Here is an 18,289-nt window from a genome sequence, read left to right as displayed (position 1 = left end):
GTCGGATAAGGTCCGACATCGCAAGAGCGCCGGAAGCTCTCGCCAGAGGGGCCCGGACCAGCGGGTTGTCCGGTAGATGGGAGGGCGCTGGCCGGCCTTCAAGTGTCTGACACCGCTTTTTTGGTACACGCGTCGACGGCATCCTCCGACATCGCCAGTCACTCTGCCATCATCGACCACATCCAATTTTTGAGGCGTTTGACGCAGGTGCCATGGAGCGCATTCGCAAACGGCACCCCTCACATTGGTTGCGGTATCCGGAGGCGATCCGAAGGCGCATTTTTCGACGGTGTCAAACCGATCAGCGGTTTAGAGGGGTGTTTTGCCGCAAGCCATCCCGACGCGAACGGGCGCCACAGCAATCCTTGAATTTTATGCCGGAGCCGCAAGGGCAGGGATCATTGCTGCGGTGTTGCAATCGGCCGATCAATGGCAACATGACTGCGGATGGCAGCCATGCTGCGGCAAACGCCGCAAGTTTGGCGGAGATTCCCGGCACGACTAGACGCCGCCCCGACTTGAACCCGCGCCAAGCGCGCTCGGCGACATAGTCGGCATCAAGCTTCGGCAGGACCTTGAAAAGCGGCACTCGATCGGCGCCGGATCGCTGGAGGAATTCGGTCGATACCGGACCGGGAGCAACGCATGTCACCGTGACGCCGGTACGGCGTAATTCCTGGTGAAGGGCCTCGGAAAATGAGCGCACGTAGCTCTTGCTTGCGTAGTAAAGCGCCATGTTAGGGCCGGGCATGAAGCCGGCAATGGAGCCGAGGTTGAGGACGCCGCCGCGACCGCGCGCCACCATCCCCGGCAGGAAATGAAGAGACAAGTCGGTAAGCGCGCGGATGTTGAGGTCGATGATCCCCAACTGATCCTGGACGGGGAGTGTCGTTGCCGCCCCCCGCAAACCGTAGCCGGCACTGTTGACCAGGACGTCGCAGCAAAGGTTGTTTGCCGTGAGGAAATCCCCCAGGCGCGCCGCCGCATCGGCCGAAAACAGGTCGAGGTGCAGCACGAATGCTTCGCCGCCGGCCTCCCCAATCTCGCTCGCCACTGCGACCAGATCGTCGTGGGATCTCGCGACAAGTACGACGGGTGCTTTTTCTCGCGCGGCAACTTTGGCGATCGCCCGACCGATACCGCGCGAGGCTCCAATGACCACGACCGCCGGTCGCAATTCGGCCTGTACCATCATGTGGTCTTCCGCGACAGCAAGGGCGTGTGAACGGCTTCGTCTTGAGAAAGACCCAACACTTCCTGGGCAACATCACCGTTCAGGATCGCTTCGAAGCGCTCCAGCGCGCGCGCGACGTTGGCACCATCCATGACCCTGTGATCGTAGTGGATGCGTACGGTGACCGTGCCGTCCGCGGCGATGGGGCCGTAATTGAAGAGGGTGGTGAGGGGGGTCAGGGGATTGAGCGATTCCGCCCCGAGGCCCGAATAGACCGACAGTTGGAAGGTGCCGAAGTAGTGGGCGCGCCGCGAGCCGAGATTGAGCCCCAGCCACATGAGCAGCCAACGGATTGGGCCCGGCATGCGGGCAATCTTCAGCGCGCGCCGAAACTCCTTTATCTCCGCCACCGGGCGCGACCGCACCGCATCGATCAGGGCCGCTAGTTCAGGGATAGGGAGGCGCTCCGGAGACTTGATCTTACTGAGCAGGACCACCCGCTCGCCGTCATGCTCGCGTTCATGCGCAATGGACGCTACGCTTTCCGGGTATTCATAAAGCTGAGGTCGGGGGAGCTTGACGTATGCACGCCGGAACTCGGGCGTCTCCCGACAAAGAAGCGCGTATCCCTTCAAGAACAGCACGGTCCAAGACGGCCTGCTGGTCTGGGCGATTCTCGCCCTTTGCAGCGGGTCGAGGTTCATTTGCCGCTGAACGGTAACGCGCGGCACCCCGATCGAAAACCGCATCAGGTCGCAGACAAGGCGCCGTGGCACCGAAAGCTTGATGGCTCGGCCTCGCATCATGTCACCTTTAATAGAGATACGGGACGATTCGCTTGGTCCGCTGCATGTAGTCACGGTACTGCGGCCCGAAAATCTCCAGCATCATACGCTCTTCCTTGTCCACCCTTAGAAAAAAAAGCACCGCGAACCCGAGCAGGCCCGCCAGCCCTGCCACCCAATTGGAAAGCAGAAAGGCCTGACCGAGACCCATCAGCATGAAGGACGTATACATCGGGTGGCGAACAAAGGCGTACGGTCCGCCGGAGATCAGCTCGTGCTTGTCACGAATCTCCAACGTGATCGACCAGTTCCGACCTAGCTCCTTATGTGTCCGGCGAAAAACCCACAGGGCAAAGAAAAAAATGACTGCGCCTAGCACGATGGCCCACGCACGGGCCGAATAGTCGGCGGCCCCCGGCATTCCGGTGGCAACGTAGAAAGCTGGGATGATCGCCAGGCCAAGGAGGCCGGACGCAAGCCCGAACATGTCAACCGGCGAGCGGCGGGTGCTGACGACCTGCACGCGCTTTGCCCGGCGTTCGAACGGCACACGAATAAAGTACCAGGCGATGATGCCGACTACCCACACGATTTTGCCCAGAGCGGCGATCGATATGATCACTTCAAGTCACCGAAGCCTTTCTGCGATATACGATCGATTGGGCGCGAAACGCCGGACCGATCGCCTTTAGCCCGCGTTCATCTGCCGGAGTTTTGTAACGAACTGCTGCGGCCTTAGCCAGATGCTGGGCGTCTGATATCCCATGGAACGTGCGATATCTGCGACGAACGCATTGCAGTTGTACACCGACGCCTGCCAGAATCGCGATTTGGCTTTAAGTTTCCTGATATTGGCAACGGTCTTGTTGTACTCCGCTTCGGTCAGCATCACGCGCCAGCTTGCCGACCTGTATGCCTCCTCAAGGTCGCCGTCGCTGGCACCGGTTTCGGCCGGTACGGGCAAAAAGTGACCGAGGACATAGGGAGTTGCGCTGGTACTGGCCGGTGCAAGACCCGCGACTTCGGGATCAATCATCGCACCAGCCTGATCCGTGCGCCCGAAAATCACATAGGTATGGCCGTAGCTTAGGGCGTATCGGGATCTGAATTCGATAAAGTAACCGGCTTCCCGGGCTACGCCTGCGCTCACGGCAGGTGCGCCACTGGTACTCGAGACAAAACGCGGTTCGGGTTTTTTATCAGTTGATTCGCAGGCAGCCGTCGCAAACGCGAGCATTGCCACGAGTGTTAGTCGGCCAATCATATGCGGCATCACTGTGGAATATCTCCTGAACTCCGATGAGCACAGCCCGGCAGACATTGCAGCCTTACGGCCGGCCCGACCGGTTGGGATGACGTGGGGAGGGCACTTGCCCTCCCCACCCATCAGAAGTTCAAGTTATTTATAGACCGGTGCCGGTTCGGCGGACTCGACCGGCGGCGGGGCTTTACCCTTGCCTTTACCGATAGTATCGCAGCCACTCAGGCCGACGACGGAAAGCAAGGTAACAATCATGATTAGATTTCTGCTCATCAAGAAGTCCTCTCCTCTATGCGGAATGGGAATCAAAGGCAACGCTTATATTAATAGGGCGTTCTTCGCTCTCGCCTAGTGCAAAAAGAACACAATTTGCATCGCTGAGCATAAAAGCTTGATCAGATGACCAGAACCTTGGCCCCAACGGGAGTTCGGTTGTACAGATCGACGATATCCTCATTGGTCAAGCGGACGCATCCGCTCGATACTGCCTGGCCAATCGTCCAGGGCTCGTTTGTTCCATGCAGCCGGAACATGGTATCCTGCCCACCGCGATAGAGATAAAGAGCGGCTGCGCCAAGTGGATTATGGTTCCCACCGCTGACGCCTCCGGCATATTGCCGTAAATGCGGCTTGCGCTCCATCATGCTTTCGGTCGGCGTCCAGGACGGCCATTCGGCCTTGCGCCCGATTGACGCCGGGCCCTTGAGCGTGCGTCCATCTTCGCCGACAGCGACGCCGTAGCGGATGGCCCGACCACCGCCTTCAACCAGGTATAGGTAGCGTTCCGTGGTGTCGACGACGATCGTCCCAGGGGGCTCACCTCCGTCATAAGCCACATCTCGACGCCGATAGCGGGAAGACGGGCCACCTCCGAAGGCAGAAAAGATGGGCTCGCCCAATCGTTGTGCCGTTGATGTGCATCCAGATGCCGTTAAAGCCAAACTGCCGAGCAGGATCGCCCGCCGGGTAACGCGGTTACTGTTCATATCCACCTACGAGTAATCGGTGAGCACTGTTTCGTCTTTAACACTCAAGCGTTCGTTGGCCAAGTCGCTATTCTTCGCTTTTCCGAGGAGAAAACTAGTAGTGCAGGAAGAGTAAAGACCATTGCACTTCGCGTTTCGCAGGTGCAGGCTGACAAAGCACGCCACAATTGATGAAACTGCTTGCAGCTTGCGTCCGTCCCTGGTCGATTGGGCTCTTGAATAAGGATACACAGAATGGAGCTTGGCTTCGCCGGCAAAGTCGCGCTTGTAACCGGCGCAGGGTCTGGGATAGGTGCCGCGGTTGCCCGCCAGCTTGGCGCAGAAAGGGCGAAAGTCGTCGTAGCGGATATCAATCCCGATGCGGCGCAAGCGGTCGCCAACGAGATCTGTTCCTCTGGCGGGACGGCCTTCCCCGTGGAAGTCGATGTCGCCAAAGCCGGCGACGTTGCGAAGCTGGTCGAAACCGTTGTCCAGACACACGGGGGGCTGCATCTGGCGGTCAACAATGCCGGAATCGACGGCGTACGAAGGGCGACGGCTGATTACCCGGTAGACGAGTGGGAAAGGTTGATCAGCGTCAATCTCAACGGCGTGTTCTATTGCATGAAGTACGAGATCGCCGCCATGGCGGCGCAGGGTGGTGGATCCATCGTCAACATGTCGTCGATTCTGGGCTCCGTTGGCCTGCCGACCGCATCGGCATACACCGCAGCCAAGCACGGGGTTGTCGGCCTGACGAAGGTCGCCGCGATCGAGTATGCAAAAAGGGGCGTACGGATCAATGCGGTCGGGCCTGGCATGATCGAAACGCCACTGCTATCCGAGCAGTCCGAGTTGACAAGCAACCGACGCTTGGACGCGCTTCAGCCCATGGGCCGACGCGGCACGCCGGACGAAGTTGCAGCTCTTGTGTGTTTTCTCCTGTCCGAACGAGCGAGCTTCATCTCCGGTAGCTACCATCTGGTGGATGGCGCCTACACCGCGCATTAGATAAGGCGCCTCGGCAACCCATCCCGCCTATACGCTGATCGGCGTTCCAACTGGTCGAACGACGATGGCCGCTAAAGCGCGTCGCGATCTCTCGGATTCGCTTGCTGCGCTCTAAGCTCTTGTTTTTGCGCATGTCGTCATCGCAAAACCGCTGTACGCTTTTGCGCGACATGCTCTAGCGCGGTGCAAGAGCCGCGCAAAGCGCTGCCGCAAGCATCAGACCGCCGGCGGCAACAGGGAGAGCAAAGAAGCTCGCCGCAGAATAGAGGTTGCCAAAGGCAAGTGTGCCGGCAAACAGGGCAAGATAGGTGACGCCACTGTTCAGTCCCATGATGGCGCCGCGCCGGGTGGGGCTGAGCGCCGTCAGCCGCATGATGAGCACATTGAGTCCGAGGTGGTTGGCAAGTCCCCAGAAGAAGACGACCGCCAGCATGGCTTTGTAGGAACCGCTGGCTGCTGCCATCGCAACGTAGACTGCGGCGACAACGAGAAAAATGAGCGGCAGTAATTTTGCGGCACCGAGGCGATCGATCAGACGGTCGAGGAAGGCGGCACTTCCAAAACCGACTCCATAGAAGGCCGCGATGAAGCCGTTGGCGCTGAGGGGCAGTTCCAAGGCGGCATGGAGATGATCGCCGATATAGGCATAGACGCCATAGAAGGCGGCCATGAAAGCGGCGCAGGCGGAAAGAAGTGGCACGGCCCCACGAACGCCGAGCGCCGTCAACGGCGACGAAGCCGCCGCTTGAGGCGCGTCCCGGACGACAGCCATCCGCACCGCAGCACATACGATAAGGGCGGCCGCGGCGACGACAAGGAAGGTCACGCGCCAGCCGGCGAAATCGGCAATAGCCGCCGACAACGGTACACCTGCGACCATGCTCAGCGTCCAGCCCGTCAACACCAGGCCGATGGTCTCGCTCTCGCGTCCCGCCGGCGCGACAATGGCTGCCAGCGTGTAGATGGCCGGCAGCGCGATGCCGGCGGCAATCCCGACCAGCAGTTGTGCTGTCACAAGGAAGGGGAGCGCCGGTGCGGCCGCGCTGGCGCCAAGTCCGATCGCAAGCAGAAGCAATGCGATCACAAGCATTCGGCTCGGGCCGTAGCGATCAATGAAACGTCCAAGGAAGATGGCGCTCGCCGCCGTACCGAGACCAAAAACCGCCGATGCCGTCATGACGGCCGGAGCGCCCACGTCAAGACTGCGTGCAACTTCTGGCGCAATCGGCCCCAGCGCCAGCGAGTTCGACCCGATGACGCCGATGCAGGTCGTTAACACGAAGGCAAACGGAGGGATGCGGGAGCGCTCGACAGATTTAGTGGAAATATGTTGATCTACATTCGTCATGGAGCGATGATTGCAGAATGTTATTCTGCCACAAGAGGAAACATCAGAATGGACCAAAATACAGAAGAGGTTCGGCGCAAGCCTCGTCCCGAACGTGATCTGGATGCGATGGACCGAAAGCTATTAGGCGCCTTGGTCGAGGACGCGACCCTGAGCTACGCCGAACTCGGGGACCGTGTCGGACTATCACCGCCGGCCGCGCACGAGCGCGTAAAGCGCCTGAGGCGCTCTGGCGCAATTCGTCGCGTGGCGGCGCTCATCGATCCCGAGGCCGTTGGCAAGACCCTGCTTGCCTTCGTTCATGTCGACACCACCGGCTGGGGCAAGACCCCAGCATTGCTTGCTATTGAAGAACACCCCGAAGTGGAGGAGGTGCATTCGGTGGCGGGGGACACCTGCATGCTCCTTAAGGTGCGCACGGAGAGCACGCATGCGCTGGAAGGACTGCTGGCGCGCCTGTATGACACGCCTGGCGTCAAGGCGACCCGGAGCTATGTCGTTCTTTCGACCTATCTGGAGCGGCCGGTGCAGCCGGGCGTGACGAGCGAATGGCCGGCACTTGCCAAGAACGTCGAGTTTGGTACCGCTGCGTTCAACGACCATCGCGGACGCGGCAGATGAGGCTATTCGACCTTGGCGCCCGCAAACGGTGCGCTTTGGACATTCGATATCCGTAGCGTACCGGCTCGCCAACAAAGGTGGTGGCCGACGATCGCATTGCAGTTAAGAGCCAGTCGCGCAGCAAGGTTTCCGCAGGGCGACAGGGCCGAGGTGGCGTTTTCGGCGCTCGGTGAAAGCCACAAAGCTGCCGTTCAATGGTCAGCAAATTGCCCTGTCGCTGCCCCACCTGGCCCTTTCGAGGGTTTCATTGTCCAGACCACGCCCCGCATTCATCCGGTTTGGGGGCGAATGAGCAAGGCGCTGTATTGCTGCCTGGCACGTTATAGAGGAATGGACATGATCAATCGTTACGCACTCATTGCATCGCTGACCGCCACACTCGTCAGTTTCACGGCCTTCAGTCCGGCGTCCGCCTTGGAAATGGCCCAGGCACAAGAGACGCAGCCGACCCAGGGTCAGGCCGGCAAGGGCACGGATGCCACCATCAGCGATCAGAAGATCCAGGCATTTGCAGTCGCTTACCTTCAGGTTGACAAGGTCCGGCAGGCGTATTCCGCGAAGATAGAAGCAACAACGGACGCAGCGGCAAAGGAGAAGCTGCAGACTGAAGCCAGCAAGCAGATGGTGGAGGCTGTGGAATCCTCGTCCGCTATTTCGGTGGAGGAATACTCTTCTATCCTGACAGCCGCCCAAAACGACCCGGCTCTGGCCAAGAAGGTTCAGGAAAAAATTCAAACCACGCCCCCAGCCCAACAGTAAGCTGAGCGCGCCGGGCGCAAGGTCGTGTGAGATTAGCGCTGCTGCTAATCGTCGAAATCCGGTCTTGCGGCCTATGGGCAAAAGATGTCAGTGCCCGCCGGTCGGCGGGGACTGCCGTCCGTCGATTCGGCAAGCGGCGATTGGCAACGAACACGTCGCCATGGCCCCAAGGCCACGGCAGCTCGATGCGATTGACCGTACGGAGAGCCCGGTCTCAATCCTGTTGTCTCAATCCAGTTCCTGCACGCCATCACCCGAGACGGTAACAATCTGACCACTGATCCGGCTGGTGAACACAAGAACGAGGCGGCGTTTGCCATGTCCTGGGGTTCGCCCGGTCGGCGGATGGGCGTGTGCGCCGGCATCCTTTCCTCGATGTCATCATTCAGCATGGATCCAAGTGCATCCGTCCGCGTGGCGCCCGGTGCGATGCCGTTGACGCGGATGTTTTTGGAGCCGAGGTCGAAGGCGATATTGCGGATCAGGTGATTTGCGGCTGCCTTCGACGATCCGTAGGACGCCATGCGCTTGTTCTTGTCGTTACCCGCCATCGATGCGATAGCGAGTATGGCGCCACCACCGGCCTTTTCCATCTCCGGCGTTGCGATCTGCGCGAGCCGGAATAGCGAAACCACATTGAATGCATCAGGAAGTGGCCGCCCGCTGCGAAGGTGTCTTGTGCTGTCACCAGCTTTTTCCGCAATGCTAAGCTGGACCGTCTACAGCCTCACGTCCTTGTATAGGACCTGCCCAACCGGATTGTGTCTTACGAAGACTCAAGTCTCCCGCTCTGTGGTTGCAGGTCAGCCTTGCCCGTGAAACTGGGAGATGTTCGCAGAAGTTCCAGCAGACGAAGCGTGGCGGGGCTGAGATAACCGCCACGACGCGTGACCGTGTAAATTGGGTTTGCGACGATCAGGTCTGCAACCCCGACCGTGGCGAGTGAACCTGCGCGCCTTTCCTCATCGATCGCACTTTCCGGCAGTAACGCAATGCCGAGCCCGGCCTCGACCAGGCGTTTCATCGCATTGAGGCTGTCTATGGCCGACCAGCGGATTTCGCCGACGCCGCGCGCCTGAAACTGGGCAAAGATGTTGTCGGCGAACGTTTCGCGCTGATCGTAAGAATTGCGGAAAGCGAACCAGGTCTCATGGCGCAGCTCAGTCAGAGATTTGATTTCCTTGCCCGCCAGGGGATGATCGGCGTGACAGATGACGGCCATGGGTTCCGAGGCGACATGCTCGCAGATGAGATCCGGTGCGATGTCGAGGAGATAGCGCAGACCAATGGCCGCTTCACCCCGCCGAACCAGCTCGCTGACTTCGGCGCTGGTTGCGGTGCTGATCGCAAGTTCGATCCCGGGATGCTCGGCCGTGAAGTGTTTGAGAACCACGGTCAGGTTCGTGCCGGCGAGTGTGCCAACAGCGACGATCGCGACACGCCCCACAACGTTCGTTTGCATGGCTTTGATTGCACTCGAGGCATCGCCGAGCGCAGCAAGTACGCGCTCTGCATGTGGGAGCAGGGTGCGGCCCGCTTCACTCAACACAATGCCACCGGCGGCACGCTCGAAAACCGGCACGCCCAGTTCCTCTTCGAGCAGGGCAATGCGCCGGCTGATGGCGGGCTGGGAGCGGCCGAGAATGTCAGCGGCGCGCGAGAACCCGTTGGCCTGGTGGATGGTCACGAATGTGAGCAGTGCTTCGCTGTCCATGGCCATGCATAAAGCTGATCGGCATCAGAAATACTATAACTTGGACAAATGCAAAGGCAAGGGACATTAAGGGACAAGGCGGCTCAATGGCCCGAACGCAGGAGTATTGCCATGAACACAATCATACTTTCCCCCGACGAACCCGCGCATGTTCGTGCTGCGCCATCTCATCGCGACCCTTCCGCCTATTATAGCCGTCTGGCACAAGAGCAGCCTTTCTTTCATGACGAGGCAAATGGCTGGTGGGTGGCTGCGAGCGCGGCTGCAGTCAAGGAGGTTCTGACCAGTAAGATCTGTCTCACGCGCCCCTTGAGCGAACCGATCCCCGAGACCTTGCTGGGTGGTGCGGCCGGCCAGATATTCGGGCGCTTGGTGCGTCTGCGCGATGACGACGTCGGCGACACGTTGAGGGGGGCGGTCGCAAGCGTCTTGCGTGGCGTCGATCTCGGGCAGCTCGCTGTCGTTGCGCACCGGCGTGCCATGGAACTCGACAGTGACGCACAAGAGATGTTCAGCGTGGATAGAACGATGACGTTCATGTTTGCGTTGCCGGTGCAGGTTGTCGCGCAACTGCTTGGCATCCCCAAGGCCAGCTTCGGCGATGTGATGGCGTGGCTCGGCGATTATGGCGCCGCCGCTGCGGCCGCGGCAACCGGGATCCCCGCATTGACTGCAGAACTGCTCGCACGGGGCCACCACGGCGCCCAGGCTCTGTTCGAGCTAGTCATGAAGATCAGGCGCGACAGTCAACAGTGCGGTCCGTTGCTTCACGCCCTGGCAAACGAGGCAAGGCGGGTCGGGTGCGATGATGAAACTGATGTCGTCGTCAACGCCATCGGCTACCTGGTTCAGGGCTATGTGGCGATGGCGTCTCTGATCGGATCGACGCTCCTGGCGCTGGCGCGCCAACCGGCGCTGCGCACGCAGGTCGTCGCGGATCCGACATTGCTGCGACCGCTCATTCAGGAGGTTTTGCGGTGTGATCCCGTCACCAACAGCACTTTTCGCTTCATGGCGCGTGACGGGAAGATCGCAGGCCATAGGGTGCGGCAGGGCGAGATGATCATCGTATTGCTGGCGGCGGCCAACCGGGACCCGGCGTTAAATCCGGATCCGGATCGTTTCGATATCACACGGGCGGACAGAAAGTTTCTTGAGTTCGGTGCCGGCGTGCATGCCTGTCCCGCAGAGAAATTCGCACCGCTGATCGTCGAGGTCGCTGTCGCTCATCTGCTCCGTCGCGGCTTGCCGTTCGAGCAACTCGAATCCTCGCTCACATACGCTGCTTCGGGGCACGTTCGCACACCCTTGTTCAAACGCTGAGTACGGAGTGGCGGTACCAATGAGGACCGCTGCTCCTGGGATGCTGTGGATGTCAGCTTAAGCCGTGAGATCGCGGCGCGGCCCGACCGTCGAACTGATGCCGACCGGAGCGAAGCGCAATTCGATATCGGGGAGGCGTGACGTGTTTGCCGGCAGTTCGGGGCGTGTCTCGCCTGGTGCTGCCGGGTCCAGCAGATCATTCCTCACAAGGCACATTTCGATAACCAATGGATCGCCCTGATCGTCCGTGCCGCCAAAATTGTTCGGGTGAAGGAAAACGATCGAGAAATTCGACATTCCCTCCACAAACCTGCGGATTCGATCTTCGTGTATGTCGATATCGTGGAGTTCGATGACGACGCTGGTAAAGCGGTTCGAATATTTCACGATATCGTCCAGTATCCGGTACTCGGATCCCTCAATATCGATCTTGAGGAAAATATTGTCTTCGGAGAACTCTTTGAGCAGCCCCTTGACGCTAACTTCCCCCGGTTGATCATAGCCGATTCTGATGGGCTGGTGCTCGACGCCTGGCCGGCTGAAGAACCATCGATAATCCAGATATCGCGCCAGTCTGCCCCAGCGAAGCCGCAGAACCTGCTCGACATAATACCGCAGCCAGAACTTCCAAGTGACGGAATGGTCGAAGCAGACGATGCCAACGCCTGCGAGCTGCCGAAACTCCTTCTCGAACTGCCAATCGTCGTTCAGTCCCATGCTGATCAAGCGCTTTGAGGCAAGCACGGCGCGCTTCGGAACGACATAACCGCCGTCGCGTGCGGATCCCAGCCGGATCAGGCCACCGGATTCAATCGGCTTCCATGGTGCAGGCAGCATGACAGCTCTCCCTTTTCAACCCAGGAGTGCTAACATCACCGGCTTTCGATCGCGTTAATTCCAGGCGTTTGACGGCCATGTATGGCCGCACCCTTGCTGCGGAATGAACCTGCCGGGTGTCGTGATCAGCGCTAATCGTCGGGCGCAAAGATGCCGTGACCGATCCCGACGGTCACGTTTTCAAAGGTAACGGTCAATGTGCCACGCAAGCCGGTTTCTGATGGGTGAACCGGTAACTTCAGCAGCTATCTTCTGGGCTGCATCGCGCATCCGGACGGATGACACCACCCCATCCAGGTAGATGACACCGTGTTCGTGCGTTACCGAAATGTCGACGTCCGTCAACACGTCAGAGTAGGCGATGGCAGTCCTGACCGCCACGACCCCAGCAATGTCAATGGGTTGCAAAGAGAATTGTGAAGCGAACGTTAGGCCGAACATGGGCGCCCGTTCCAAACTTTGATCAAACATCTGTTCATCTGCCGTTCATGTTCGCGACTAACCGACCACATGTCGACCCCTCAAGTGAACACAATCCGGTCACGATATTTTTATCGAGGTCGCACGTTCAGTCAGGCGAGGCACAAGCAGTGCATTGCGCGGGACTTGCGCCTGGTCGGCGGCAATGGGCATTTTTTCGGGTGCTTTTCGTTAACACTTTGACAACGATTGCGACCGCGAATGGCGCATCTTGTGTGCGGTCGAAACGCACTGCCTGATCCCTCCATGCCAAAGGAAACAAGATGAAATCCAGAGTTATTGCTGCTTGCGCTATCGTCCTTACCACGTACGCTTCAGCGCAGGCGCAACCCGTAAAGCTCAACTCCTTCGGCGCCTGGGGCGTGTATTCCTACGAAAATAACGGGCGCGACACCTGCTACATTCTCTCGATCCCAACGACGATGAAACCTGATCACGTCGACCACGGCGACAACTTCTTCCTTGTCGCGCCGTCGCCGCGGCCGGCCACCGGATATGTGCCACAAGCCATCATGGGCTATGATCTCGAGGCCGGTTCCACCCTGACTGCCGCGGTGGGCGACAAGGCTTTCACGCTGGCACCGCAGGGCAGGGCCGCATGGACGCGACGCGAGGCCCGTGATGCCGAGCTCGTAGCCGCCATGAAGGCGGGCGCCACAATGACGCTGAATGCGCGCTCACGCCGCGGCACGGAAACGACCTATTCGTTTTCACTGAAAGGCATGACGGCAGCCCTCAAAGGTGCTGCCCGCTGCACACGATGAGTCCAGCGCCAGATGGCCTCGCTGATCATCTGGCTTTATGTCACGCCCGGTTTGCCGCTCGAGGGTTGTGGAAGAGTCCGGCAACTGGCGAATGATTCGCGACGCGGACGGCGCTATCGGCTGGATGTCGGCAGCGCTGCTCTCCGGTCAACGGATGGCCACCGTCGGAAACTGGCTGGATTCGAACGCAGCACTGAGAAGCGCGCCTGCAGCGACAGCCACGGAGCGCGCCAGCTTGCAAGGCGGCGTGCTGCTCAGGCTTGATCGTTGTGATGGAACCTGGTGCGAAGTGATGGTCAGGCGACACGGTCTCATTGGATATGTCAGGCGGGTGGATCTATGGTGCGTCTACCGCAATGAGGTTGTCGGCTAGCCGTCAGCGGTTCCTTCTCGATGTCGCATATCACTCCGGAAAACCCTTTCAACCGGCGTCAAACCGAGCACGCGCATGCGCGCTTTTGCAGGGTGTTCGGGCGTCCACGGGACCTCGTTGAGTTTCTCAGGCGCACCCAGATTGCCAAAAAAATAGAATTTTCAATGGACATCCGGAACTCTGTGTCGTAATAAAGGCAATCCTTTGCGCCTCGGCCATCATTCGCCATTGTAGAAACGACAGTTTCTCCGCGCTCATCAACGCAGCATGTATTATTATAATAATGCTCATCTGACGATTGCCGAGGATTAACTTCACCATATTCCGCGCGATGGAATTGGTGCCTAAAGAAATCGTTTCCTTGAGCGGTATTTGCTTGAGGAATGCTGAAGATCACAAACAAGGAGAGTGCGTCAGCTATTGAGCAGGCGGCAATTTTTTATGGCTTTTACGACGGAACATGAGAACGGCACGTCCGAGAGTTCGACCAAGATAAGATTGAAGGACGTCTACAAGATTTTCGGGGAATACCCGGAAGATGCTCTGGAGCTCATTCGCTCCGCCAAGAGCAAGGCAGACATTCACCGAGCAACCGGTTGCTCCATTGGCGTCAACGACGCCAGCTTCGATATCAAGGCAGGCGAGATCTTCGTGATCATGGGCCTGTCCGGTTCCGGCAAATCCACGCTTCTGCGCCTGCTCAACCGGCTCATCGAGCCGACATCCGGTTCCATCGAGATCGACGGCCAAGACATCACGAAGATGTCGCGCAAGGCGCTGATCGAGCTCCGTCGCCGAGACATCAGCATGGTGTTCCAGTCCTTCGCGCTTCTCCCAAACCGCAATGTTCTAAACAACGCCGCCTTCGGGCTGGAAGTGGCAGGCGTCGGCGAAGCCGAGCGCAAGGCGAAGGCCATGGTGGCGCTGAAAGCCGTCGGGCTTGACGGTTATAGCGAAAGCCGCACTGACGAACTCTCCGGCGGCATGAAGCAGCGCGTCGGCCTTGCCCGGGCATTGGCAAGCGAACCGTCGATCCTGCTTATGGACGAAGCGTTTTCGGCGCTTGATCCGCTCATCCGCACGGAAATGCAGGACGAACTGGTTCGGCTGCAGTCCGAACACAGCCGAACGATCGTCTTCGTCAGCCATGATCTCGACGAGGCGATGCGCATCGGTGACCGTATCTGCATCATGCAGAACGGAAACGTCGTCCAGGTCGGCACACCTGACGAAATCGTCGGCAATCCCGCCAACGACTATGTTCGGTCGTTCTTCCGCAATGTCGACGTCTCGCAGGTTTTCAAGGCCGGCGACGTCGCGCGAAAGACCCAGATCACCATCATAGAGCGTCAGGGTGTTTCCGCCGCTGCCGCGCTGGAGCAGATGAAGAGCCGCGACAGGGAGTTCGCGATCATCGTCGGCCGCGACATGAAATACCATGGCATGGTCAGCCAGGCGTCATTGATGGAGAAGATCCGCTCCAAGGCGGAAGATCCATATCGCAAGGCTTTCCTTGCCGACGCAGCGCCGATCCTTGCCAGCGAACAGCTCTCGAGTGTCCTTGGGCAAGTGGCTGCAAGCGCATGGCCGGTTCCTGTTGTCGACGACCAAGACCGTTACATCGGCGCCATCAGCAAGTCGGCGCTGCTTGAGACGCTCGACCGCGCCAACTGAACCTCACCAGCCAATCGGATAAAATTATGAGCTTCGACATCGGAGACGGCATCGATTCGGCCGTCAATTACATCCTCGACAATTTTTCGCCCGCGCTCGACTTCATCGCTGCGTCGATCGGGTTCGTGACGAACGGATTGCAGAACGGTCTGCTCAGCATTCCCGCGCCGGTTGGTATAGCGATCTTCGCTCTTCTCGCCCTGTGGCGCGTCTCATTCGGCTTTGCGGTCTTTGCCGGATTGTCGCTTTCGCTGGTCGGGCAAATGGGACTGTGGGCAGCGATGATGGAGACGTTGTCTCTTGTCATTGCTTCGACTGTCATCGCGATGATCATCGGCTTGCCGCTCGGCGTCGCCATGGCGCGACGGGATTCCGTCGCCGCGGTCATCCGCCCGGGGCTCGATCTGATGCAGACGATGCCGGCCTTCGTCTACCTCATCCCGGCGGCGATGTTCTTTGGGCTCGGCGCGGTTCCTGGCACCATTGCGACCGTCATCTTTTCCATGCCCCCGGTCGTGCGTCTGACCAATCTCGGCATCCGGCAGGTGCATGTGGAGTTCGTCGAGGCAGGCAATGCCTTTGGCTGCACGCCGACCCAGCTTCTCCTCAAGGTCCAGCTACCCAACGCAATGCCGTCGATCATGGCGGGCATCAACCAGACGATCATGCTGTCGCTGTCGATGGTGGTCATCGCCTCGATGATCGGCGCGGGCGGCCTCGGTAACACGGTGCTGACGGGCATCCAGCGGCTCGATGTCGGCACCGGCTTCGAAGGCGGCCTGGCCGTGGTCATCCTCGCCGTCATTCTCGATCGCCTTACCCAGAGCCTTGGAAAGAAAGGCGCTTCCTGGCGCCTGCCGTTTGTGAAGTTCGCACAGCGCGAGCCCGAGGCCAAGACGGCCTGAGCGCAGCGTCTTCATCGGCGGGCGTTCCGCCCGCTGTCATTCGAAATGCATAGGAAGGATTGGATATGTTCAAGACAATCGCAACCATCGGCCTTGCGGCCATGTTTATTGGCGGGCCGGCAGGCGCAAGCTTCGCGCAGGAGACAAAGCCTGTGAAAATCGGCTGGGCAGCATGGTCGGATGCGGAATTCGTCACCAAGCTCGCGGCGAAAATCATCAAGGATGAACTCGGCCACGAGGTCGAGCTTGTCCAGACAGACGTCGCTCCGCTCTATCAAGGGGTCAGCCGTGGCGATCTCGATGCGATGATGATGGCATGGCTGCCGCAAACCCATGCCGATTACTACGGCAAGGTGAAGGACAAGGTCGAGACCCTCGGCACTGTCTATGAGGGCGCCAAACTCGGCTGGGTCGTCCCGGCCTACATTCCCGAAAGCGAACTCAACTCGATCGAGGATCTGCAGAAGCCCGAGATCAAGGAAAAGCTTACTTCGACGGTTCAGGGTATCGATCCGGGCGCCGGGCTGACGCGTCTCTCGGAAAAGGCGCTCAAGGATTATGGCCTCGACGGCTACAAGCTTCAGATCTCCAGCGAAGCCGGGATGCTGACGGCGTTGGATCGCGCAATCAGAACTGAAAAGTGGTTCGTCGCTACGTCCTGGAGCCCGCATTGGATGTTCGGCAAATACGAGCTTCGCTACATCGCCGATCCGAAGGGCTCGCTCGGTGAGGCCGAGCATGTCGACGTGCTGGCGCGCCAGGGGTTCAAGCAGGACAATCCTGATGTCGCCGCCTTCCTCTCCCGCATGAAACTGCCGATCGGCGATCTGGAGGCTGCGATGTTCCAGGCGCAGGAGACTTCCTATGAAGCTGCAGTCGAGAAATACATCGCTGATCACCCCGATCAGGTGAAGGCCTGGACCGGAAGGTAAGCCGGTCCACCCACGGGAGAAAGAGCGCGGCGTCAGCCAAATGCCGCCGGGCGACCGCTCACATCAGAATGGAAAGGGATACCGATGAACTTCAACAATTATGAAAACACGTTCTGCACCCAGGATGACACAATCGGCGGACGTATGTCGCTTGCGCGCGATGCGCTTGACGTTTCGGCACAAAAGGCCGCCAGGATCGTCGGCGTCGAGACGAGCACGTGGTTCAACTGGGAAAACGATCGAGATGCCCCACGTGCCAATCGCCTGGCGATGATCGCCGGCGTCTTGAGCGTAAGCCTCTCGTGGCTGTTGACGGGACGGGGGCAGGGGCCGCGCTGAAAACAAAATTTAGCGCGCTCACTGGTGCTGCACGGAGGAAATGCGGATCGTCGACATTTACCGCCGCTGCCAAGTTGCTGAAATCAGCAACAGATTATAGCTTCACAGTGAGCCGACATGGAGAGTAACGATGGAGCGGATTGGAATTGCGGGAGACGTGGAGCTTTCGCGGATTGTCTACGGCATGTGGCGGCTGGCAGACGATCAGGACACGTCGATCGCTCACATCCGCTCAAAGATTGAAGCGTGTCTCGATCAGGGCGTGACCACGATGGATCACGCCGACATCTACGGCGGCTATATGGTCGAAGAACTCTTCGGCAAAGCGTTGCGTGGCAGCGGACTTCGTCAGCGCATCGAGATCGTCACCAAATGCGGCATCGTCTACCCTGCCGGCAGGCACAGCGCCGCGAAGGTCAAGCATTACGACACAAGCGCCCGCCATATCACTGCCTCGGTCGACGAATCGCTCCGACTGATGGCCACGGACTACATCGATCTTCTTCTCATTCACCGGCCTGACCCGTTCATGGATCACGTCGAAACGGGTGCTGCGCTCGACGCGCTGGTCAAGGATGGAAAGGTACGATCGGTCGGCGTCTCGAATTTTCGCCCATGGGATCAAAGCCTTTTACAGTCGGCGATGAGTACAAGGCTCGCGACCAACCAGATTGAACTCAGTCTGTTGGCAACGGCGCCCTTCACCAACGGGGATCTTGCTCATCTTCAGCAAATGTCGACCCCGCCGATGGCCTGGTCCCCGCTTGCAGGGGGTCGGTTGATCACGGAGAGCGGTGTGCTCGCCGAGAAGCTCGACCGTCTCGGCGCCGAGGCTGGCGTCGACCGGGCCGCCGTCGCGATTGCTTGGCTGCTTGCCCACCCAGCCCGAATTCTGCCTGTGCTTGGCACAAACAGCATCGATCGGATCCGCCGTTTTTCAGAGGCGCTTGCGGTTCGCATCGACAGGCAAACCTGGTTCGACCTCTACTCTGCGGCGACCGGAAATGACGTCCCATAGTCGCTC

Annotated in this window: 22 protein-coding genes and 1 pseudogene; 11 read left to right on the top strand and 12 right to left on the bottom strand. The window is 59.4% G+C overall.

The window, feature by feature from the left end; translation table 11 throughout:
* Positions 1 to 301 precede the first annotated feature (301 nt).
* The 7 genes from IB264_RS31990 to IB264_RS35470 form a co-directional block, all read right to left on the bottom strand.
* Positions 302 to 1,195, bottom strand: a complete 894-nt coding sequence (locus IB264_RS31990; RefSeq protein ID WP_171520652.1) for an SDR family NAD(P)-dependent oxidoreductase — start codon at positions 1,193 to 1,195, stop codon at positions 302 to 304.
* Entirely contained in the window at positions 1,192 to 1,977 is a 786-nt protein-coding gene (locus IB264_RS31985) for a hypothetical protein (RefSeq protein WP_057225291.1), read from the bottom strand. Before IB264_RS31985 ends, IB264_RS31990 begins: the two co-directional genes overlap by 4 nt.
* Before the next feature lie 10 nt (positions 1,978 to 1,987).
* Positions 1,988 to 2,575 carry a protein-S-isoprenylcysteine O-methyltransferase gene (locus tag IB264_RS31980; RefSeq protein ID WP_057208081.1) on the bottom strand — a complete coding sequence of 196 codons (588 nt, stop codon included), beginning with the start codon at positions 2,573 to 2,575 and terminating at the stop codon, positions 1,988 to 1,990.
* Positions 2,576 to 2,647: 72 nt separating this feature from the next.
* Positions 2,648 to 3,232 carry a hypothetical protein gene (locus IB264_RS31975; protein WP_057208019.1) on the bottom strand — a complete coding sequence of 195 codons (585 nt, stop codon included), beginning with the start codon at positions 3,230 to 3,232 and terminating at the stop codon, positions 2,648 to 2,650.
* A gap of 126 nt (positions 3,233 to 3,358) precedes the next feature.
* Positions 3,359 to 3,493, bottom strand: coding sequence for a hypothetical protein (locus IB264_RS31970; RefSeq protein ID WP_025428759.1), 135 nt, complete (start codon positions 3,491 to 3,493; stop codon positions 3,359 to 3,361).
* A 122-nt stretch (positions 3,494 to 3,615) separates the two neighbouring features.
* Entirely contained in the window at positions 3,616 to 4,206 is a 591-nt protein-coding gene (locus tag IB264_RS31965) for a L,D-transpeptidase (RefSeq protein WP_025428760.1), read from the bottom strand.
* A gap of 6 nt (positions 4,207 to 4,212) precedes the next feature.
* The gene (locus tag IB264_RS35470; RefSeq protein WP_244494256.1) at positions 4,213 to 4,575 is read right to left on the bottom strand and encodes a hypothetical protein; all 363 of its coding nucleotides are present in this window, start codon (positions 4,573 to 4,575) and stop codon (positions 4,213 to 4,215) included.
* Between IB264_RS35470 and IB264_RS31960 the strand changes: the two genes are divergently transcribed.
* Positions 4,495 to 5,196: an SDR family oxidoreductase gene (locus IB264_RS31960; RefSeq protein ID WP_309141685.1), complete on the top strand. Its 702-nt coding sequence runs from the start codon at positions 4,495 to 4,497 to the stop codon at positions 5,194 to 5,196. The two genes, IB264_RS35470 and IB264_RS31960, sit on opposite strands and share 81 nt — an antisense overlap.
* Positions 5,197 to 5,371: 175 nt before the next feature.
* On the opposite strand, the gene IB264_RS31955 is transcribed toward IB264_RS31960, so the two are convergent.
* Positions 5,372 to 6,544, bottom strand: coding sequence for an MFS transporter (locus tag IB264_RS31955; protein WP_057208015.1), 1,173 nt, complete (start codon positions 6,542 to 6,544; stop codon positions 5,372 to 5,374).
* A 48-nt stretch (positions 6,545 to 6,592) separates the two neighbouring features.
* Between IB264_RS31955 and IB264_RS31950 the strand changes: the two genes are divergently transcribed.
* Both IB264_RS31950 and IB264_RS31945 read left to right on the top strand, forming a co-directional pair.
* Positions 6,593 to 7,165 carry an Lrp/AsnC family transcriptional regulator gene (locus tag IB264_RS31950; RefSeq protein WP_057208013.1) on the top strand — a complete coding sequence of 191 codons (573 nt, stop codon included), beginning with the start codon at positions 6,593 to 6,595 and terminating at the stop codon, positions 7,163 to 7,165.
* A gap of 336 nt (positions 7,166 to 7,501) precedes the next feature.
* Positions 7,502 to 7,924, top strand: coding sequence for a DUF4168 domain-containing protein (locus IB264_RS31945; RefSeq protein ID WP_057208079.1), 423 nt, complete (start codon positions 7,502 to 7,504; stop codon positions 7,922 to 7,924).
* 228 nt (positions 7,925 to 8,152) lie between these two features.
* On the opposite strand, the pseudogene IB264_RS31940 reads toward IB264_RS31945, so the two are convergent.
* Positions 8,153 to 8,562 (bottom strand): annotated as a pseudogene (locus IB264_RS31940) (SDR family oxidoreductase); the annotation flags it as partial.
* Between the two features lie 128 nt (positions 8,563 to 8,690).
* The gene (locus IB264_RS31935) at positions 8,691 to 9,638 is read right to left on the bottom strand and encodes a LysR family transcriptional regulator (RefSeq protein ID WP_162249737.1); all 948 of its coding nucleotides are present in this window, start codon (positions 9,636 to 9,638) and stop codon (positions 8,691 to 8,693) included.
* A 48-nt stretch (positions 9,639 to 9,686) separates the two neighbouring features.
* Between IB264_RS31935 and IB264_RS31930 the strand changes: the two genes are divergently transcribed.
* Entirely contained in the window at positions 9,687 to 10,961 is a 1,275-nt protein-coding gene (locus IB264_RS31930) for a cytochrome P450 (protein ID WP_082523634.1), read from the top strand.
* 57 nt (positions 10,962 to 11,018) lie between these two features.
* Here IB264_RS31930 and IB264_RS31925 read toward each other — a convergent pair whose 3' ends face one another.
* Positions 11,019 to 11,705 carry an FkbM family methyltransferase gene (locus IB264_RS31925; protein WP_210335702.1) on the bottom strand — a complete coding sequence of 229 codons (687 nt, stop codon included), beginning with the start codon at positions 11,703 to 11,705 and terminating at the stop codon, positions 11,019 to 11,021.
* 273 nt (positions 11,706 to 11,978) lie between these two features.
* Positions 11,979 to 12,269 carry a BON domain-containing protein gene (locus IB264_RS31920; protein ID WP_057208004.1) on the bottom strand — a complete coding sequence of 97 codons (291 nt, stop codon included), beginning with the start codon at positions 12,267 to 12,269 and terminating at the stop codon, positions 11,979 to 11,981.
* A gap of 272 nt (positions 12,270 to 12,541) precedes the next feature.
* Here IB264_RS31920 and IB264_RS31915 point away from each other — a divergent pair, with 272 nt between their 5' ends.
* From IB264_RS31915 to IB264_RS31885, 7 genes are all read left to right on the top strand, one after another.
* A complete protein-coding gene (locus IB264_RS31915; RefSeq protein WP_057225246.1) occupies positions 12,542 to 13,042 on the top strand; it encodes an invasion associated locus B family protein in 501 nt (166 codons plus the stop codon).
* Between the two features lie 37 nt (positions 13,043 to 13,079).
* Positions 13,080 to 13,415 carry an SH3 domain-containing protein gene (locus IB264_RS31910; protein WP_082523633.1) on the top strand — a complete coding sequence of 112 codons (336 nt, stop codon included), beginning with the start codon at positions 13,080 to 13,082 and terminating at the stop codon, positions 13,413 to 13,415.
* Positions 13,416 to 13,856: 441 nt separating this feature from the next.
* Positions 13,857 to 15,089: a glycine betaine/L-proline ABC transporter ATP-binding protein ProV gene (proV, locus tag IB264_RS31905; protein WP_057225250.1), complete on the top strand. Its 1,233-nt coding sequence runs from the start codon at positions 13,857 to 13,859 to the stop codon at positions 15,087 to 15,089.
* Between the two features lie 26 nt (positions 15,090 to 15,115).
* On the top strand, positions 15,116 to 15,994 hold the full coding sequence (locus IB264_RS31900) for a proline/glycine betaine ABC transporter permease (protein WP_057207997.1): 879 nt from the start codon (positions 15,116 to 15,118) through the stop codon (positions 15,992 to 15,994).
* A 65-nt stretch (positions 15,995 to 16,059) separates the two neighbouring features.
* Positions 16,060 to 16,926 carry a glycine betaine ABC transporter substrate-binding protein gene (locus IB264_RS31895; RefSeq protein WP_057207995.1) on the top strand — a complete coding sequence of 289 codons (867 nt, stop codon included), beginning with the start codon at positions 16,060 to 16,062 and terminating at the stop codon, positions 16,924 to 16,926.
* A gap of 84 nt (positions 16,927 to 17,010) precedes the next feature.
* Positions 17,011 to 17,265, top strand: a complete 255-nt coding sequence (locus IB264_RS31890; RefSeq protein ID WP_057207993.1) for a helix-turn-helix domain-containing protein — start codon at positions 17,011 to 17,013, stop codon at positions 17,263 to 17,265.
* Between the two features lie 130 nt (positions 17,266 to 17,395).
* Entirely contained in the window at positions 17,396 to 18,283 is an 888-nt protein-coding gene (locus tag IB264_RS31885) for an aldo/keto reductase family oxidoreductase (RefSeq protein ID WP_171520650.1), read from the top strand.
* The last annotated feature ends 6 nt before the right edge of the window (positions 18,284 to 18,289 follow it).

This window comes from Ensifer sp. ENS11 (assembly GCF_014851895.1).
GTDB classification, from domain to species: domain Bacteria; phylum Pseudomonadota; class Alphaproteobacteria; order Rhizobiales; family Rhizobiaceae; genus Ensifer; species Ensifer canadensis.
Note: the sequence above shows the minus strand (reverse complement) of the source record. Positions and strands in the feature narration are given on the sequence as shown.

Bases quoted from the DNA above. Each gene is read 5' to 3' on its own strand.
- IB264_RS31990 (WP_171520652.1), bottom strand. From the start codon at position 1,195: ATGATGGTACAGGCCGAATTGCGACCGGCGGTCGTGGTCATTGGAGCC.
- IB264_RS31985 (WP_057225291.1), bottom strand. From the start codon at position 1,977: ATGCGAGGCCGAGCCATCAAGCTTTCGGTGCCACGGCGCCTTGTCTGC.
- IB264_RS31975 (WP_057208019.1), bottom strand. From the start codon at position 3,232: ATGCCGCATATGATTGGCCGACTAACACTCGTGGCAATGCTCGCGTTT.
- IB264_RS31970 (WP_025428759.1), bottom strand. From the start codon at position 3,493: ATGAGCAGAAATCTAATCATGATTGTTACCTTGCTTTCCGTCGTCGGC.
- IB264_RS31965 (WP_025428760.1), bottom strand. From the start codon at position 4,206: ATGAACAGTAACCGCGTTACCCGGCGGGCGATCCTGCTCGGCAGTTTG.
- IB264_RS31955 (WP_057208015.1), bottom strand. From the start codon at position 6,544: ATGACGAATGTAGATCAACATATTTCCACTAAATCTGTCGAGCGCTCC.
- IB264_RS31950 (WP_057208013.1), top strand. From the start codon at position 6,593: ATGGACCAAAATACAGAAGAGGTTCGGCGCAAGCCTCGTCCCGAACGT.
- IB264_RS31945 (WP_057208079.1), top strand. From the start codon at position 7,502: ATGATCAATCGTTACGCACTCATTGCATCGCTGACCGCCACACTCGTC.
- IB264_RS31935 (WP_162249737.1), bottom strand. From the start codon at position 9,638: ATGGACAGCGAAGCACTGCTCACATTCGTGACCATCCACCAGGCCAAC.
- IB264_RS31930 (WP_082523634.1), top strand. From the start codon at position 9,687: ATGCAAAGGCAAGGGACATTAAGGGACAAGGCGGCTCAATGGCCCGAA.
- IB264_RS31920 (WP_057208004.1), bottom strand. From the start codon at position 12,269: ATGTTTGATCAAAGTTTGGAACGGGCGCCCATGTTCGGCCTAACGTTC.
- IB264_RS31915 (WP_057225246.1), top strand. From the start codon at position 12,542: ATGAAATCCAGAGTTATTGCTGCTTGCGCTATCGTCCTTACCACGTAC.
- IB264_RS31910 (WP_082523633.1), top strand. From the start codon at position 13,080: ATGTCACGCCCGGTTTGCCGCTCGAGGGTTGTGGAAGAGTCCGGCAAC.
- proV (WP_057225250.1), top strand. From the start codon at position 13,857: ATGGCTTTTACGACGGAACATGAGAACGGCACGTCCGAGAGTTCGACC.
- IB264_RS31900 (WP_057207997.1), top strand. From the start codon at position 15,116: ATGAGCTTCGACATCGGAGACGGCATCGATTCGGCCGTCAATTACATC.
- IB264_RS31895 (WP_057207995.1), top strand. From the start codon at position 16,060: ATGTTCAAGACAATCGCAACCATCGGCCTTGCGGCCATGTTTATTGGC.
- IB264_RS31890 (WP_057207993.1), top strand. From the start codon at position 17,011: ATGAACTTCAACAATTATGAAAACACGTTCTGCACCCAGGATGACACA.
- IB264_RS31885 (WP_171520650.1), top strand. From the start codon at position 17,396: ATGGAGCGGATTGGAATTGCGGGAGACGTGGAGCTTTCGCGGATTGTC.